The organism is Delftia sp. (assembly GCF_059499305.1).
Window position 1 is genome coordinate 128,933 of sequence record NZ_JCABYI010000009.1, and the last position, 15,300, is coordinate 144,232.

A 15,300-nucleotide genomic window follows, 5' to 3' on the forward strand; every position below is an offset into this window, starting at 1 on the left:
TGCCTGGAGCGACCATGAAAAAGATCACGAACCTGACCAACAGCCCCTATGACCTGCAGGGCGTCGATGGCCCGGTGCGCCTGCCGGCCTTTGATAGCGTCGAGGGCGAGTTTTCCGGCGAGTACCTGGACCTGCTGGCTGCCAGCATGGCCGTGCGCGTGGAGGATGCTGAGGCACCCGCACCCGCACCCGCGCCGGAGCCGGAGCCGGAGCCGAGCGCCGCCGAGGACCTGCAGGGCGTCGATGCTGCTGCTGAGCCTGCTGAGCCTGCTGAGCCTGCTGAGCCTGCTGAGCCTGCTGACGCGCGCGCCCAGTACGAGGCCGTGGCCGGCAAGCCCGCAGACAAACGTTGGTCCGACAAGCGCGTGGCGGAAGAGATCGCCAAGCTGAAGGCCTGACCATGGCGGCATACGGGACCGATGACGGCCTGCAGGCCTGGTTGACGGCTCAGGGCCTGACTCTGCCGGTGGGCGCCGTGCCCGCCACGCTACGCGCGATCGGCAGCGCCTATGTGGATGCAGCCTACGAGGCCCGGCTGCAATGCAGCCACCGCGCCGGCGGCTTCTCCCAGGAGCTGACTTGGCCGCGCGCTGGACACCGGGTGAACGGCCAGCCCGTGCCCGAGGACCTCATCCCGCCGGCCTGGATCAACGCCAGCTACCGGGCGGCCTACCTGGAGGCGACCACGCCGGGCTGGGCCACGGGCAGCACCGATCCAAACCGAGTTGTCAAACGGCAGCGCGTCGAGGGTGCTGTGGAGCGCGAATTCTTCTCGGCGGCAGACGCCGGCGGCGGGAGCGCTTCGGCGGCTGGCATGGCCTCGGACGCCATCATCAACGGCATGGTCCTGCCCTGGCTGTGTTCCGGCAAGCGCAGAGCTGACACGCTGTTCAGGGTGATCTGATGCCCGACTTCTACCAAGAGATGCAGGACATGGCGCGGGAGATGCTCGCGCCCACCAGCCAGGGCGGCCTGGGCCAGGGCGAGATCGTGCTGACCCGCAAGACGCCCGGCACGCCCGGCCCGAATCCGTGGGACCCCGTGGAGCCGGTGGTGCAGTCTGAGACGCTTGGCGGCGCAGTGAGCGGCATCAGCCAGCAGCTGGTCGGCACGGAGATGGATGGGGCTGTTCTCCTGGCATCCGACCGTCAAGCGATTTGCGAGGCGCCCAGGATGGAGTACCAAGCCGGCGATGTGCTGTCAGTGGATGGCGTCCCGGTGCACATCCTGGGCGTCAAGCGCATTCCGGCCGCAGGCACAGTGTCTGCGGTCAAATTTTTCATCAGGGGGTAGGTCATGGCAACGCGCCCCACGATGTCCCAGGCGCGCCTGTTCGCGCTGCTGATCGAAGAGATGAGCCCAGAGGTCCATCGTGCGTTCATGGCCAGCGTGACTGACCTGCAATCGCAGGTGGACTGGCCGGCACTGCTGGACGCCCTGGAGCACATGGACACGCCTGCGGCCATCGCCGCGCTGCACATCGACCCGGCCGCCTGGGCGGTCTACAGCGCAAAGGTGAGCGAGGTCTACGCGAAAGCCGCGGCGTCCACTATCGCGCAGATCCAGGCCCAGGGTATTGGCGGCATCGGCGTGCGGTTCCGCATGACTGATCCCAGCGCCCAGGAGTGGATCCGCGAGAACGTGGCCAACCGCGTCGTGGGCTTCAGCAATGAGCAGGTGCAGGTCGCGCGCACGGTCATCGAGGCCGGCTACGCCCAGGGCCAGGGCCCGCGCAACATCGCCGTGGACCTGGTTGGCCGGGCCACTGGCGGCACTGCCCGCGATGGCGGTGTGCTGGGTCTCGACGGTCCGCGCGCCGCGCGCCTGCGGGCCGTGACCGAGGGCATGCGAACCGCCGAGGGCGTCCGCGACCTGGTGATCGAGCACGCAGACGGCACGGTGTCGGTCCGCTACAAGGTCAACGAGGCGACAGCGAAGCGTATCCTGAAGGCGCACAAGGCCGGAACGGCGGTGCCAGATGCGGAGCGAGCGATCAGCGAGCGCCAGTACCGCAATGCCTTGCTAAAGGACCGTGCCGACACCGTGGCAGCCACGGAGACCGCCAACGCAGTGATGGGTGGTCGCATGGAGCAGTGGAGGCAGCTGGTCGATTCAGGCGTTGTCGATCCCGCGAACGTGATCAAAACGTGGCAGCACAGGCGCGGTGCTTCGCTCTACCACCGGCCCGACCACCTGGCGAAGTCTGGGAAGTCCGTGCGCGGCCTGTTTACGCCCTTCGTCTTTCCAGATGGCGCGCAGCTGCTACACAGCCACGACCCGAAGGGCGGCGCAAAGCACAACATCAGATGCGGGTGCGACACGACGTTCCGCGTCGACCACACAGCGGGGCTTGAGTAATGGGCGCGTTCGCAGATCAACTGACCGCGTGGGCCAAAGAGACCGAGGCCCGCACGGAAGCCGTGTACCGCAGGAGCATTGAGCTCCTGGCCGACGAGATGAGGACCACGGATGAGCAGGGTGGCCGCGTCCCGTTCCAGGACGGCGAACTCGCGCGCTCGCTCCAAGCATCGACTCAGGCCATGCCGACGACAGCGCCAGGACCATTCCCGGGAAACGATGTCGGCGCGGTAGTGGCGACCCTGAAGCTCGGTCAGCCCATCTGGCTGGGTTACCAGGCGGTCTATGCCCGCCGGCAGAACTATGGCTTCGTCGGCGCCGACGTGCTGGGCCGCGTGTTCAACCAGCAGGGCTCCTATTTCGTGGAATACGCCATCGAAATGTGGCCCACCATCGTCAAGCTGGCTGCAGAAGACACGCAAGCCCAAGTGGAGGCCAAAAAGAAATGACTCCAGGCATTGAAACAAGCATCTGGCTGGCCCTCAAGAGCCGCATCGACACGCTGCCCCTGGCCTACCCCAGGGCCTGGCCCGGGCAGACGTTCCAGGTGCCCAGCACCGGCAGCCAGTTACTGCCGTTCCTGCGCATTGGTCGCGTCACGGTGGCTCCGTCCCGCCAACTGCTCGCCGATGGCAAGCCGCACGAGCGCCGTGGATCGCTGATGGTCACCCTGGTGCAGCCGCTGGGCCAGGACGTGGCGGTCTACGACCAGATCGCCTCGGGCATCGCTGAACACTTCATCGACGGCACGCAGATGCGCTACGGCGCCGTGTGCGTGGCCGTCAGCTCGTACCCGCATGTCCAGGAGGGCTACGAGGACACGGGGTACTGGACAGTTCCCGTTCGCATCCCCTGGCGATGTTTTGCATGAAAGGAGGTGGCCATGTGCCCTGACTGCAAGGCGCGGCAACAGCTCGCGCGCGATGCCCTCTACCGGGCGAAGGTGGGCGAGGCCCTGGGCCACGTCGTGAAAGGCGCCGCCGAGATGGTGGGGCTGAAGGGGAAGACCGGCTCTGCTGAGCTGGCTGAGCAACAGGCGCCGCGCACTGAACGCCGGGCCATGAAGGGCGCCACGCCCACCGAATAGCGCCCCGCGCGGGCGCCAGCATCGTTTTTTCAACCGACCCGGCCCAGCGCCGGGTTTTTCGTTTCGCCGCCCCTGTGCGGCTTTTTTGCGTAGGAGCAAACACTATGAGCGGTGGACTCTACCCCATTGCGGGTTCGAAGATCTTCATCGGCGGTCCCGTCACCGCCAAGGGCGCAGTCACTGCGGCCGACTTCCAAGGAGCGACCTGGACGGAGATCGGCGGCTGGGCGAACGCCGGCAGCATCGGCGACACCCAGAACGTGGCCGAGCAGGACCTGATCAATGAGCGGCGCACCCGCAAGATCAAGACCACGCTGAACGCCGGCACGATGGAATCGCAGTTCGTGCCCATGGCCACGGATCCGGGCCAGATCAAGTTCAAGCAGGCCATTGACGAGTGCCGGCCGTACCAATGGAAGATCGAGTGGGGCGCAGACTGCCAGCCCAGCTCTGTCGTGACCATCAGCGTGGCCTCGCCTGGCGTGGTGACCTGGAACGGTCATGGCTTGGCAGCAGGCCAGCCGGTGGTCTTCACGAACGAGGGCGGTGCGCTTCCGACCGGACTGACGGCAGACACCGTGTACTACGTGGTTGCTGCCGGCCTGACTGCCAATGCGTTCAGCGTGGCCGCAACCCCAGACGGTGCCGCAATCGCCACGACGGCGGCAGGCACTGGCGTGGACACAGCGACTGCCCCGCCGGCCGGCATGACGGACCTGTTTTTCGGGCTGGCACTGCCCGGAGCGCGGTCTGGCGGCGCTGCGACTGCGGTGCACCTGCGCACGTGGTCGATCGCGGTTGACTCGAATATTCTCGAGATCTAGACCCAGGGTATAGCGCTGCCTAAAATGGGCGAGCCCGCAAAGGACTGGCATCCGATGCGGGCTCTGACCAAACCATCATTTTTAGAGGAAATGAAAGCATGGCTGCGCGCATTTTAAGCCTCCCCACGCCCGAGCAACTGCGAGAGCTGCTCCGCTACGAGCCTGACACCGGCAAACTGTTCTGGAAGGAACGGCCTCTGAGCATGTTCCCATCCCCAAGGCACCAAGGCTCTTGGAACACACGTTATGCAGGGCGCGAGGCGCTGATCGAATTGCACCCATCTGGCTACCTCAGAGGGCGCGTGTTCAACCGCGTGTACTACGCTCACCGCGTCGTATGGGCAACTGTTCACGGCCTGTGGCCGGACGCGCATATCGATCACATCAATGGCGACAAGGCAGATAACCGGCTCGTCAACCTGCGTGCAGCCACGCAGCAGCAGAACAACCGGAACACGGGGAAGCGCAAGGACAACGCGAGCGGCTTCAAAGGAGTCTGCTTCCACCTTCGGTCCAAAAAATGGATGGCGAGCATAAGCATCGGCGGAAGCAAGTCAACATACCTGGGACTATTCGACACGCCCGAGGAGGCCCACGCTGCATATTGCTCGGCCGCACAGAAGCACCACGGCGAGTTCGCCAAGACGCAATAGCGCTCAACTGAATCAAGCAAAGCCGCAGGCTGGGTTTCCCTCCTGCGGCTTTTTCTTTGCCCGAAACCCCGAAAGGGGCCAGGGGCCGGGGGGAGTGGTTCACCCGCCGGCCCCGCCTGAACCATCGAACCGAGGAATTCGCAAAATGGACATCAATAGCCTCATCGTGACCGACGAAGGTCTGGCAGCACTGGACAACGGCGCCTGGGTGCGCGACATCGGCGGCATGCCCGGCCTGGCCCTGAAGGTGCGCGGCCTGACCTCGCCCGACGTGCAGAAGGCGATCACTGCCAAGCAGGCCGCCCTGCGCGCCAAGAACAAGGGCAAGCCCCTGGAAGCTGAGCAGCTGGCCAAGACCATGAACGAGATCCTGGCCGAGCAGGTGCTGAAGGACTGGGAAGGCATCGAGGATGCCGGCCAGCCCGTCGCCTATGACCAGGCTCTGGCGACAAAGTGGATCACCTCGCGCAACGGCGAGAAGTTCGCCTCCATCGTGCTGCGCGCGGCCCAGATGGTCGATGCCGACGCCAACGCCTTCGTGGAGGAGGCGGGAAAAAACTCGTCGCCCGCCTGAAGTGGGCACTTGAAAACCCCGACGCGGCCGAGACCATCGCGGCCTACGTCCGCTTCGGGCAGGAGATCCCCAAGACGCTCATCCCGCCAGAGCTGACCGACGTGGAGTGGCCGATCTGGCGCGCGTTCTGGGAGCTGTCCACTGAGCGCGGTGTCGGCATGGGCCCAGGGCCGATCCCGATCTCAGCCATCCGCGCCGCCGGCGAGGCGCTGGGCCTGCAGGAGCAGTTCTTCAAGCCCATCGTCCGCGCCATGGACAACGCCTACCTCTCGCACGTCACCGGCAAGGAGAAGACCTTCAGCCGGGAAATGATGCGCAAGGGGTGAACCGGCCGGCCGGCGCCGGCGCTTCTTCACCTGGTCCGTCGCGCGCGGGCCGCCACATTTCTGGAGTCAGCATGGAATCCCAAGGAAAGGCCGCGATGAACGCGGCACAAGCTCAGGCTCAAGCAGGAAACGCTGCCGCAAGCACCACTGCGGCCATTGCTTCGGCTGGTGTGGCGCGCGCCGCATCCACATGTGCATGCAACCGTAAAGGCTGCCCCGCATGCGACATGCTCGCCAGGGTGCACTCCGTAGAGGCCATCGTGCCGCCCACATTCAATCCCTGGACAGAGATGCTGGCCGCGAGCCGAGAGATCGTGCGGCTCAACACCCAGATCGCGCGGCTGCTGCAGCGCTGGGACAGCGAAGGCTTGCCGAGCCGTAGAGGTGAGGTGTGACTATGGACGCTTTCTTAGATGGGAAAGCGGCTCAATGCGTCCTTGCAATGGCTCGATTCCCTGAGCTGCTTGCAGCGACATATCGAAAACCTGCCGCTCCAGTTCTGACATTGGTCCATAAACCTTCTCCGCATCAAGACGAGCCTCAATGCTCGCAAGATGAAGCTGAAATTGGGCGTGGTCGGGGTGTGTTGAAATTAGTGAAGAGAGCACGTAGTGATGCGCTCTGAGCATGGACAGGATCACATCTCTATCCTTGGCAAGATCTTTGTAGGCGTGGTACGCCTCATCCAGTGACTGGAAGCTCATGGTTCGCCCTCCTGGCGATGGGTTGTGTGGAAGCTCCCATCGTAGGCCAGGAGGGCAACCGGGCCCGCTGGGCACTGATGCGCTACGATCAGCGCCATTTAATTGCCTGGAGGGCGTATGGGTGAGATTTCTGATGATGCTGTCATGCCGATCACGCAGCATTCTTGGCCGAAAACCTATGCCGCGTGGGGCAAGGACGGCATCGATCGAATCAACGCACTGATGCAGCCGGCGGCTGAGGTTGTGGCCTCGTCTCCTGGGTGCGACAGGTTGGATGTCTTGGCGTTGAGTGAAGATCGAAGCTCTGCCCCAAACAGCGTTGTCTTCTATGCCGACTGCGCCAACGGCAACCGCTTCTACATTACTGAAGACGACATCGTCAACAAGAGAAAAGTGGTTTCCCAGAACTCGAAGTCCACATGGTTGAGTGATCAGCAGATGTTCGAGATTTCAATGGAGGCGGTGAAGGGCAGACTCATGTTTCCCTGTCACTTTTCCGAAGCCACCGTCCAACGTGCGGTTGTTGGTAGAACTGTGGTCACTCTCGCATTCCGCCATGCTGATGAGAACGGCGCCAATGCAATAAGGGTGGCAAAGTGCTATTTTGACGGAGTGTCGCTAAAGGAAGTGGAGTTCATGCCGCTATGACTATTCGATCATATTTTGGCGCTCGAGCACTGAAGCTTGCTGTAGCGACACTGGCAATTTTGGCATTCGCTTTCCCCGCGTTCGCGCAGAAGGGAAAGGACGCCAAGTTTGTGGCTGACGCTAAGCGCGTAGTCTCTGATTCGTTCAAAGACCCCGATTCGGCAAAATTCCGTGACCTAGGTATATATCAGAGATACAACAGTGAACAGCGATTCCTGTGCGGCGAAGTTAACGCGAAGAATTCCTACGGAGCCTATGTTGGGTATAAATCATTTTATTACACCGAAGGTGATTCGCATGTTATCTCTGATGAGGATAGTCGTATTGACTGGATAAATTACAGAGAATACTGTCACAAGAAAATTTCATCGGTTAAGTAAAAGTTATTCACCATAAGGCCCCGGATACCCCGGGGCTTTTTCATTGGCTCGCCATCGGCGGGCCTTTTTTATTGGGGTCGCACAATGGAAATAGCAGCATTGGGCTTGCGGGTAGACGCTGACGGCGTGGACGGCGCGGCCAAGTCCCTTGAGAACCTGACTGCCCAAGGCGCAAAGGCTGAAAAGTCCCTGGAGGGGATGGAGAAGACCGCAGCGAAGACCCAGAAAACGCTGGAAAAACTCGGCCAATCCGGCGCCGGCGCCGAGCAGGCGGTGAAGAAGGTTGGGGATGGCGTGGCTGCCATTGGAGACGGCGGGCAGGCCGCTGCGCAGAAGGTGGACAGCGCCTCCAAATCCATCGTCGGCAACATCAACAAGACTGCGGCCGCAGCTGAGTCCGCAGAGAAGTCGGCCTCCAAGTTCTACGAGGTGCTGGGCCGGCCGGTGAGCCCTGGCGGCGGTGTCATGGCGTATGCAGAGCAGCTCAAGAGCGCTGAGGCCGCGCAGGAGGCTGCGTCTCAGGGTCTCGGCAAGATCGGTATGTCCGCAAAGGCCACAGAGGCTGCGTTGCGCGGCGTCCCGGCTCAGTTCACCGACATCTTCGTGTCCCTCCAGGGCGGTCAAGCCCCGATGACCGTCTTCCTCCAGCAGGGCGGCCAGCTGAAGGACATGTTCGGCGGGGCCGCACCCGCGGCGAAGGCCCTTGGCGGGTATGTGCTGGGCCTGGTGAACCCATTCACGGTGGCCGCCGCTGCAGCAGCAGCTCTGGGTGCGGCGTATTACCAAGGTTCCCAAGAAGCGGATGAGTTTGTCCGGGCCATCGTGCTCACCGGGAATGCCTCCGGGGTGACGACAAGCCAGCTGCGCGACTATGCCCGCGAGATTGACGCTGTTGTGGGCACTCAGGCCCAGGCGGCATCTGGCCTGGCAGATTTTGTGGCGGCCGGTGTGCGTGGGGGCGACGAGCTGCGCCGATACACCCAGACTGCGATCGAGTGGGAGAAGGTCACCAGCCAAGCAGTGGGGAAGACGGCAGAGCAGTTCTCGGCTTTGCAGAAAGACCCGCTCGCTGCCGTGCTGAAGCTCAACGAGGGGGCCAATTTCCTCACGGTGAGCGTTTACGAGCAGATCAAGGCCCTGGAGGACCAAGGGAAGAAGGCTGACGCATCTCGCGTTGCCATGGATGCGCTGGACAGCTCCATGCGCGACCGAGGCAAGACCATCAAGGAGTCCCTGGGCTATATCGAGCGCGGCTGGATTTCCATCAAGGGTGCAGCCGCCGACGCATGGGATGCAATGCTCAACGTGGGCCGCGCCTCGAGCATCAATCAGCAGCTTGGCGCAGTGCAAAAGGAGCTGTCAGCGCTCCTGGCGCAATCCGAGTCTGGCTTTGGCCAGACCGATGGCGGCGCCGCGACCGGGCGTAGCAATGCGGCCTATGTGAAGAAGATCAAGGAGCGAATTGACGCTCTGCGCGCCGAGGAATGGGCTCTCCTGGAGAAGGCTGATGCCGAGAAGATTGCAGCCGTGGCATCGGAGGAAGCCGCGCGCCGGATGAACGCCCGCATTGCATTCGACAAGGATTACGCAGAGGCGCTGAAGAAGGAAATTTCGCTCGAGGAAAAGCTCACCAAGGCGCGCAACGAAGCAATTGAAGCCGGCAAGAGCGATGCGGACATCAAAACCGTGTTGGCGTGGGTGACCGAAGAGCACAACAAGGCCAACAAGGGCAGTGCTGCTGCCGCCCGCGAAGCGAAAAAGGAGCTCTCCGACCAAGCCAAGGTGTACGCCGAGCTTGCCGGTCTTTCCAGCACCTACTACGACGAGCTGGCGCGTGGGCAAAAGGAGTTCGCCAAGGGCTTCCTGACGCAGGCCCAGTACGTGAAGTATGTCGAGGACCTCATCAAGAAGCAGCCTTTCGCCATCGCATTGGCAAAAGAGGAGGCTGCCACTACCAAGGCCCGGGTGAAGGCGTGGGAAGAGGAAGGGAAGGCTCAGGAGAAGCTGGCCAGCCAGCGTGAGCGAAGCGTCGCTCAGGTGATGGAGTCGGTCCAGAAGGCCAAGGACGAGGAAGAGGCGCACAAAGTGGCTGCTGCCGCTGGGATCACCCATGCGGAGGCCATCGCTCAGATCGCGCTGGCGCGCGCGGAGGACGCCTACCAGCAGGCGCTGAACCAGCAGGCTGATGGACAGACGCTGCTGTCGCTCCAGAAGGAGATCAACGCGCGGCGTGAGCTGGCTGAACTGATGCAGCAGAAGGGCATCCGCGAAAGCAACACCCGGGCCGCGAAGCAGATGGCCCAGGACTGGGAAAAGGTCTCCCAGACCATCAGTCGCACGCTCAGTGACTACATTATGGCCGGGGGCACCGACGCGGCCGTGTACCTGAAGCGGCTGTTTGCCACGCTGGTGCTGCAGCCGGTCGTCCAGGCCGTGGTGGGCGGGCTCATCGGCGGCGGCGGTGCCGGCGGCGCGGCCGCGACGAGCCTTCTGGGCAGTGGTGCCTCGGGGCTGGTCAGCAACCTGCTGTTCGGCGGCATGTCGCTGACCACGGTTGGCAGTTCCATCGGCGCCGGCATCATGGCCACGCTGACTGGCTCCAGCCTGGGCGGCGCGGGCGCGGCCGGCATCCTGGCCGGCGGCTCGTCGGCGCTGGGCATGCTGGGCGGTGCGTTGCCATACCTGGGCGCCGGCCTGGCCGTGCTCAAGATCCTGTCCGGCGACTGGTTCGGCAGCCGCGGCCCGAACCACTCGGGCGGCGTCGCATCGACTGCGACCACCGACCGCGACCTTGCAGTGATGCAGGTGCTGGGCACGGACGCCTGGGGCAACACTCTCGGCGACTTCACCACACGCAAGAACGAGGCAATCGACAAGCAGCTGCAAAAGACCGTCAACGGCATGCTGGAGATGTACAAGGCCCTGGCCAAGATCGGCGGGGGTGGCGCGCGAGAGATCGACATCGCGGCCGGGTTTTCGACGAACCCCAAGTATGCGGATGAAGGCGTGTATGGCTACTTCCAGATCCTGGACAAAGTCACGGGCGAAGTGCTGAAAAAGTACAAAAACCGGGACATGGACAGGGACCCGGAGAAGGCCTGGGCGCAGTTTGTCGCCGACATGGGTGGTGAGCTCGTCAACGAGATCAAGAGGGGGGATATACCGGGCTGGATGCGCGAGGAGCTTGATGCTCTGGGCGACAACGTGACCATCGAGGGCCTCAACGCCGCGATCCAGAAGATCGCCGTCATCGATGCCGCGTTCAAGGGCTGGGCGGACACGGTGATCGGGTTCGCGAACCTGACCGCCAAGGCTCAGACCGAACTGCTCAAGTTCAGCAACGGCATCGAGGCGCTGGCCAACAACGTCAACGCCTTCTATGCCGGCTTCTACAGCGAGCAGGAAAGGGCCGAGATCTTGCAGCGCCAGGTGCGCGACCAGCTCAAAAAGCTGGGCATCGACATCGATCCTGCAGGTGGCGAGGCCGCGAAGAAGGCCTTCAGGAAGCTGATCGAGGACGCTTTGGCGTCTGGCGACAACGAGCTGGCGGCCAAGCTGCTGGCCCTGGCGCAGCTGTTCGGCGTGGCGGCCGACGCGGCGCAGAAGTCGGCCGAGGTGGCTGCTGACGCCGCGAAGACAGCTGCCGAGGAGGCCGCGCGCGCGCTGGAAGAGGCGCAGCAGAAGGCCAAGGACTTGGCCATGGCCAACTTCGAAGCGGCCATCGCGCGCGAGCAGCAGTACTGGCAAGCCGTGGCGTCCAACGCTCAGGAGTCCGTGCAGGCGATCACGGGCATCCTGACGCCGCTGAAGCAAGCCGCCAAGGAGCTGTTCGGCAGCATCGAGTCTGCGGGCCAGATGCAGGCGGTGCAGGGCATGCTGTACATCGAGCGGGCCATTGCCGGCCTGCGCGGTGGGGCCAAGCTCTCCAGCTACGACGGGCTCACCGACGCGATCAGCGCGGCGCGCGGCGGCATCACATCGGGCCGCTACGCATCGCAGTTTGAGCGCGACCGGGATGCCTTGGTGCTGGCCAACCAGCTCAAGCAGATCTCCGGCTACGGCGACACCCAGCTCAGCGTCGAAGAGCGGCAGCTGAAGAACTCGCAAGAGCAACTCCAGAAGCTGGACAAGACGCTCAGCTACTGGCGCGACCTACTGGACGACAACAAGGCCCAGATCGACGCCACGCTCAGCGTTGAACAGGCCATCCAAGCCTTGAAGGCCTTGATGTTCCCAGAGCAGCCGGCCGGAACTGGCTCGAAGCCTGGGAAGGGTGGCGGCCTGGGATCGGATGTCACACCGGGCTCTGGCAGCAACCTGCACAGCGACGGAGGCGACTCCCCCTACAAGCATGTCTACACGAACCCGGACGGCTCTGCGTATTACGCGTCCGTGACTGCGAAGGATCGCGTGGATCGGCTGAACAGCCTGAAGGACGGGTATCACTCGTTCGATGGCTCGGGGGATGCTGCCGGCCTGTATGCCTGGGCGCTGCGTGTCAACGCCACGCCGCAGGACCTGGCCGAGCTGTCCGGTCTTCGGCAAGCCGACTGGGAGGCGTGGCTGGCAAACCAGCGCATGCCGTCCTATGACATCGGCACCAACTACGTGCCCAAGGACATGCTGGCCCAGATCCATGAGGGCGAGGCCATTGTGCCCAAGGCCTTCAACCCTTGGGCCGGTGGGTCGATGGGGGGCGGGAATCTGGAGGGGCTGGTCCAGCAGCTGCTATCCGAAGCGGTCCAGAGCCGCGAGGAGCGCAGGCAGCAAGCAGGCGAGATCGTGCGCCTGAACGCACAGATTGCGCGGCTGCTGCAGCGCTGGGATGGCGACGGTCTGCCACATGAACGAGAGGAGGCAACTGCATGAGCATTTCGCAGCTCACGGTCGTCGCGCCACTGACGGTAACGCCAGCCATGCTGGTGAGCACCGATGTGCCGGAGAACGACTATCCAGAGTGGGCGGCCGGGACGACCTACACGAAGGGCCAGCGGGTGATCCTCGCAGCCCAGCATAAGGTCTACGAGAGCACGGCGGACAGCAACACGGGCAACAACCCCGCGACGCCGTCCGCCGAGCCCAAGTGGGTCGAGGTCGGGCCGACCAACCGCTGGAAGCCGTTCGACAAGTCCGTGTCGAGCCAGGTCAAACAGGCCAACAACATCAGCTACCGGATCAAGCCGGGCCAGGCGATCACATCGCTCGGTCTGCTCAACGTCGCGGGCGCCACAAGCATCCGCGTGCGTGTGATCGATCCGACCTTCGGCGAGGTGTACGACGAAACCACGTCGATGGCGCCCGTGCCCGCCGCCGCAGACTGGTGGCAGTGGTATTTCGGGGTGCGCACAACGCCCACGCAAGCGCTGCTGCAGGACCTACCCAGCTTCCCGATGGCCGACATCCTCATCGACGTATCTGGCACTGCGGATCTTGCAGTCGGCGTGATCTTGATGGGGCAGACCCGCGCGTTCGCGCTGGGTGTTCGGTCCGGCGCGCGCCTGGGGATTCAGGACTACTCGCGCAAGGAGCGGACTGAATTCGGCGACGTTGTGCTTGTGGAGCGGAACTACGCCAAGAGGGCTGCATTCCAGTTGCTTCTTCAATCCAGTGAAGTGGATTCGTTCAATTCCTTCTGCGCCTCTGTGCGCGCCACGCCATGCCTTTGGATTGGGTCTGACCGATTCGAGTCCACGGTGATCTATGGCTTCTACAAAAACTTCGAAATCATCCTGTCCTATTACGACTATGCGGACTCTGAACTGGAACTGGAGGGCCTGACATGACGGAACCCGTCAACCCAACACTCATCACGGAATTGCCGCCAGCACCTGCGCCAACCGATACGCCAGCCGTATTCAGCGAAAAGGCATTTGCGACCGTGGCGGCCCAGGTGACCATGGTGCCGCAGATCAACGCTGAAAATGCCAAGGTTTACCAGAACGCCGTTGCTGCCAATGAACGGGCCGTGGCGGCGGATGCCTCGGCGGATGCGGCCGCAGTTGAGGCTGACCTGGCCATGGGCTACCGCAACACGGCCAACGCTGCAGCCAGCACTGCCACAACTCAGGCCGGGATTGCGACAGGCGCGGCAAGCACGGCAACAACCCAGGCGGGACTTGCCAGCACTGCGCGCACAGGTGCAGAGACAGCGCGCAGCGGGTCTGAATCGGCGCGTGATGATTCGGTCTTGGCGAAGAACGCCTCGGAGGCTGCGCGCGATGCAGCTGAGGACTTCCGCGACCAGGCCGCCGTCTTCGCATCCGAGCAGATCAAAGGGTCTAGCACCACAAGCGTGACGCCTGGCGCCGGCGCGAAGAGCTTCACGATTGAAGCGAACCGCTCGTTTGTCGTGGGCATGTATGTGGTGGCCACCTCCACCAGCGATCCTGCAACGTCGATGAGCGGCTACATCCAGAGCTACAACTCGACCACGGGCGCCATGGTCATCGGGGTGGACGTGTTCTCGGGGGCGAGCGCAAAGGCGGACTGGGTGATCGGCGTTGCTGCACCTGGTGCTGCCTCGGGACTGACGCGCCAGGTTGTCACTGCAAACACGACGTGCGTCGCTGGCGTCGCCTACATCGTTGCCGCCGCAGGCATCACGCTCACGCTGCCCACGTCCTGGACAGCTGGCGACAAGATCGGGATTATCGAAGCCATTGGCGACGGTGCCCAATACACCCAGGCCTGGGGCACCACGAAACTGCGTGGCCGCACCATTGGCACGCAATTGCTGACTGCGGTATTTGGCAGCACCGGCGTTCTCACCTATCAAGATTCGACACGAGGGCTTGTATGACGACACTTCCTGAATTGCTGGGCCAGGGCGGCGGCAGCATTCCCATCTGGTTCAGCGGCCGCACGGTCCTGAAATGGGACACCGTGCGCTCTCCTGCTGATGGCGAGCTGTATACGCGGATAGCGGCAGATGGTGCCGGCACAACTGACCCCGCAGACGACATCACAAACTATGTTGCTGCCAGCTACCGGCGTATCCCGTCGCTCGCGCCGCCCGCAGGCAATTTCGCAACAAACTCTCAATTTGCAACATATGGCGCTACCAAAGTGAGTCCAGTAATCTCTGCAGGGGCGCGGACTTTGCTGGTCAGCGCGACTGGACGTGGAAGCCTTACGTTTCTTGGAGCAGCACAGACTTCAGGATCGAACCGCACGACCCGTTGGGAGGTTATTGCAGATGGCCGTGTTCTACTGGACCAGTCGCTTACTTTAGCGACTAGTCAAGGCTTTGCGATTCTCGGCCGCACAACGATGAACTCGTCAGCAGTCGAGGGTGTCTATACGTGGGAGGATTCCTATCCTCTGGAATTCCGGCGGTCCTTGTCGGTGTACATCACCCCGGCAATTGCCACGACAGCGTCAACGGATTTCTGGGCATACCGACTGAGGGGGCTGTCATGAGCGAAATGATCACTGAAATCATTGACGGCCTGGCAGTGACCCGCTGGCCGGATGCCCTTCGCGTCGAGCTTGTGCCGCACTCGTGCTCGCGCCGCCAGGGCCGTCTCGCGCTGCTCATGCTGGGCTTGCTCGACAGCGCCGAGGCTGCCATTGCGGCCATGCCCGACGACGCGGACAAGCGCGCAGCTCAGATCGAGTACGAGGCCGACACCTGGGAGCGGCAAAACCCGTTCCTGTCAGCTCTGTGGGCCCAGCTCGGCGGCACACCGGAATCGCTCGATGCGGCCTTCGCGCTTGCTGTGACGCTCTGACCGTCCCGATTGACCA

The 15,300-nt window shown here is 63.3% G+C and carries 19 protein-coding genes; 18 read left to right on the top strand and 1 reads right to left on the bottom strand.

What is annotated here, in order from left to right; all coding sequences use genetic code 11:
• The first annotated feature begins 14 nt into the window (after positions 1–14).
• The 12 genes from AC5I49_RS06895 to AC5I49_RS06950 all read left to right on the top strand — a co-directional run bounded on the left by AC5I49_RS06895 (position 15) and on the right by AC5I49_RS06950 (position 6,217).
• Positions 15–398 carry a hypothetical protein gene (locus tag AC5I49_RS06895; RefSeq protein WP_495789080.1) on the top strand — a complete coding sequence of 128 codons (384 nt, stop codon included), beginning with the start codon at positions 15–17 and terminating at the stop codon, positions 396–398.
• A gap of 2 nt (positions 399–400) precedes the next feature.
• Positions 401–904 (top strand): DnaT-like ssDNA-binding protein, encoded by a 504-nt coding sequence (locus AC5I49_RS06900; RefSeq protein ID WP_495789081.1) that lies wholly within the window; start codon positions 401–403, stop codon positions 902–904.
• Complete coding sequence (locus AC5I49_RS06905) at positions 904–1,293, top strand: hypothetical protein (protein ID WP_495789082.1); 390 nt, start codon at positions 904–906, stop codon at positions 1,291–1,293. Before AC5I49_RS06900 ends, AC5I49_RS06905 begins: the two co-directional genes overlap by 1 nt.
• A 3-nt stretch (positions 1,294–1,296) precedes the next feature.
• On the top strand, positions 1,297–2,358 hold the full coding sequence (locus AC5I49_RS06910; RefSeq protein ID WP_495789083.1) for a hypothetical protein: 1,062 nt from the start codon (positions 1,297–1,299) through the stop codon (positions 2,356–2,358).
• Entirely contained in the window at positions 2,358–2,807 is a 450-nt protein-coding gene (locus tag AC5I49_RS06915; RefSeq protein ID WP_495789084.1) for a hypothetical protein, read from the top strand. Before AC5I49_RS06910 ends, AC5I49_RS06915 begins: the two co-directional genes overlap by 1 nt.
• Positions 2,804–3,229, top strand: coding sequence for a DUF4128 domain-containing protein (locus AC5I49_RS06920; protein WP_495789085.1), 426 nt, complete (start codon positions 2,804–2,806; stop codon positions 3,227–3,229). Before AC5I49_RS06915 ends, AC5I49_RS06920 begins: the two co-directional genes overlap by 4 nt.
• Positions 3,230–3,241: 12 nt before the next feature.
• A complete protein-coding gene (locus tag AC5I49_RS06925) occupies positions 3,242–3,445 on the top strand; it encodes a hypothetical protein (RefSeq protein ID WP_495789086.1) in 204 nt (67 codons plus the stop codon).
• Positions 3,446–3,549: 104 nt separating this feature from the next.
• Positions 3,550–4,269 (top strand): hypothetical protein, encoded by a 720-nt coding sequence (locus AC5I49_RS06930; protein WP_495789087.1) that lies wholly within the window; start codon positions 3,550–3,552, stop codon positions 4,267–4,269.
• Between the two features lie 98 nt (positions 4,270–4,367).
• Entirely contained in the window at positions 4,368–4,922 is a 555-nt protein-coding gene (locus AC5I49_RS06935; RefSeq protein WP_495789088.1) for an HNH endonuclease, read from the top strand.
• 145 nt (positions 4,923–5,067) lie between these two features.
• Positions 5,068–5,496, top strand: a complete 429-nt coding sequence (locus AC5I49_RS06940) for a phage-derived protein YdaY family protein (RefSeq protein ID WP_047472550.1) — start codon at positions 5,068–5,070, stop codon at positions 5,494–5,496.
• Between the two features lie 35 nt (positions 5,497–5,531).
• Positions 5,532–5,822, top strand: a complete 291-nt coding sequence (locus tag AC5I49_RS06945) for a phage tail assembly chaperone (RefSeq protein ID WP_495789173.1) — start codon at positions 5,532–5,534, stop codon at positions 5,820–5,822.
• A gap of 71 nt (positions 5,823–5,893) precedes the next feature.
• Positions 5,894–6,217: a hypothetical protein gene (locus tag AC5I49_RS06950; protein ID WP_495789089.1), complete on the top strand. Its 324-nt coding sequence runs from the start codon at positions 5,894–5,896 to the stop codon at positions 6,215–6,217.
• On the opposite strand, the gene AC5I49_RS06955 is transcribed toward AC5I49_RS06950, so the two are convergent.
• Positions 6,218–6,526 carry a hypothetical protein gene (locus tag AC5I49_RS06955; protein WP_495789090.1) on the bottom strand — a complete coding sequence of 103 codons (309 nt, stop codon included), beginning with the start codon at positions 6,524–6,526 and terminating at the stop codon, positions 6,218–6,220.
• Between the two features lie 117 nt (positions 6,527–6,643).
• Here AC5I49_RS06955 and AC5I49_RS06960 point away from each other — a divergent pair, with 117 nt between their 5' ends.
• The 6 genes from AC5I49_RS06960 to AC5I49_RS06985 all read left to right on the top strand — a co-directional run bounded on the left by AC5I49_RS06960 (position 6,644) and on the right by AC5I49_RS06985 (position 15,284).
• Positions 6,644–7,174 carry a hypothetical protein gene (locus tag AC5I49_RS06960; protein ID WP_495789091.1) on the top strand — a complete coding sequence of 177 codons (531 nt, stop codon included), beginning with the start codon at positions 6,644–6,646 and terminating at the stop codon, positions 7,172–7,174.
• Between the two features lie 464 nt (positions 7,175–7,638).
• Positions 7,639–12,423, top strand: a complete 4,785-nt coding sequence (locus tag AC5I49_RS06965; RefSeq protein WP_495789092.1) for a phage tail length tape measure family protein — start codon at positions 7,639–7,641, stop codon at positions 12,421–12,423.
• Positions 12,420–13,337 (top strand): carbohydrate-binding protein, encoded by a 918-nt coding sequence (locus AC5I49_RS06970; protein WP_495789093.1) that lies wholly within the window; start codon positions 12,420–12,422, stop codon positions 13,335–13,337. Before AC5I49_RS06965 ends, AC5I49_RS06970 begins: the two co-directional genes overlap by 4 nt.
• Positions 13,334–14,353: a hypothetical protein gene (locus tag AC5I49_RS06975; protein WP_495789094.1), complete on the top strand. Its 1,020-nt coding sequence runs from the start codon at positions 13,334–13,336 to the stop codon at positions 14,351–14,353. Before AC5I49_RS06970 ends, AC5I49_RS06975 begins: the two co-directional genes overlap by 4 nt.
• Complete coding sequence (locus AC5I49_RS06980; RefSeq protein ID WP_495789095.1) at positions 14,350–14,973, top strand: hypothetical protein; 624 nt, start codon at positions 14,350–14,352, stop codon at positions 14,971–14,973. Before AC5I49_RS06975 ends, AC5I49_RS06980 begins: the two co-directional genes overlap by 4 nt.
• Positions 14,970–15,284 carry a hypothetical protein gene (locus AC5I49_RS06985; RefSeq protein ID WP_495789096.1) on the top strand — a complete coding sequence of 105 codons (315 nt, stop codon included), beginning with the start codon at positions 14,970–14,972 and terminating at the stop codon, positions 15,282–15,284. The genes AC5I49_RS06980 and AC5I49_RS06985 overlap by 4 nt, the downstream gene beginning before the upstream one ends.
• Positions 15,285–15,300: the final 16 nt, after the last annotated feature.

Coding starts and splice junctions, on each gene's coding strand:
- AC5I49_RS06950 (WP_495789089.1), top strand. CDS start 5,894: ATGGAATCCCAAGGAAAGGCCGCGATGAACGCGGCACAAGCTCAGGCT.
- AC5I49_RS06985 (WP_495789096.1), top strand. CDS start 14,970: ATGAGCGAAATGATCACTGAAATCATTGACGGCCTGGCAGTGACCCGC.
- AC5I49_RS06895 (WP_495789080.1), top strand. CDS start 15: ATGAAAAAGATCACGAACCTGACCAACAGCCCCTATGACCTGCAGGGC.
- AC5I49_RS06940 (WP_047472550.1), top strand. CDS start 5,068: ATGGACATCAATAGCCTCATCGTGACCGACGAAGGTCTGGCAGCACTG.
- AC5I49_RS06960 (WP_495789091.1), top strand. CDS start 6,644: ATGGGTGAGATTTCTGATGATGCTGTCATGCCGATCACGCAGCATTCT.
- AC5I49_RS06930 (WP_495789087.1), top strand. CDS start 3,550: ATGAGCGGTGGACTCTACCCCATTGCGGGTTCGAAGATCTTCATCGGC.
- AC5I49_RS06980 (WP_495789095.1), top strand. CDS start 14,350: ATGACGACACTTCCTGAATTGCTGGGCCAGGGCGGCGGCAGCATTCCC.
- AC5I49_RS06955 (WP_495789090.1), bottom strand. CDS start 6,526: ATGAGCTTCCAGTCACTGGATGAGGCGTACCACGCCTACAAAGATCTT.
- AC5I49_RS06970 (WP_495789093.1), top strand. CDS start 12,420: ATGAGCATTTCGCAGCTCACGGTCGTCGCGCCACTGACGGTAACGCCA.
- AC5I49_RS06905 (WP_495789082.1), top strand. CDS start 904: ATGCCCGACTTCTACCAAGAGATGCAGGACATGGCGCGGGAGATGCTC.
- AC5I49_RS06910 (WP_495789083.1), top strand. CDS start 1,297: ATGGCAACGCGCCCCACGATGTCCCAGGCGCGCCTGTTCGCGCTGCTG.
- AC5I49_RS06920 (WP_495789085.1), top strand. CDS start 2,804: ATGACTCCAGGCATTGAAACAAGCATCTGGCTGGCCCTCAAGAGCCGC.
- AC5I49_RS06965 (WP_495789092.1), top strand. CDS start 7,639: ATGGAAATAGCAGCATTGGGCTTGCGGGTAGACGCTGACGGCGTGGAC.
- AC5I49_RS06935 (WP_495789088.1), top strand. CDS start 4,368: ATGGCTGCGCGCATTTTAAGCCTCCCCACGCCCGAGCAACTGCGAGAG.
- AC5I49_RS06900 (WP_495789081.1), top strand. CDS start 401: ATGGCGGCATACGGGACCGATGACGGCCTGCAGGCCTGGTTGACGGCT.
- AC5I49_RS06915 (WP_495789084.1), top strand. CDS start 2,358: ATGGGCGCGTTCGCAGATCAACTGACCGCGTGGGCCAAAGAGACCGAG.
- AC5I49_RS06925 (WP_495789086.1), top strand. CDS start 3,242: ATGTGCCCTGACTGCAAGGCGCGGCAACAGCTCGCGCGCGATGCCCTC.
- AC5I49_RS06975 (WP_495789094.1), top strand. CDS start 13,334: ATGACGGAACCCGTCAACCCAACACTCATCACGGAATTGCCGCCAGCA.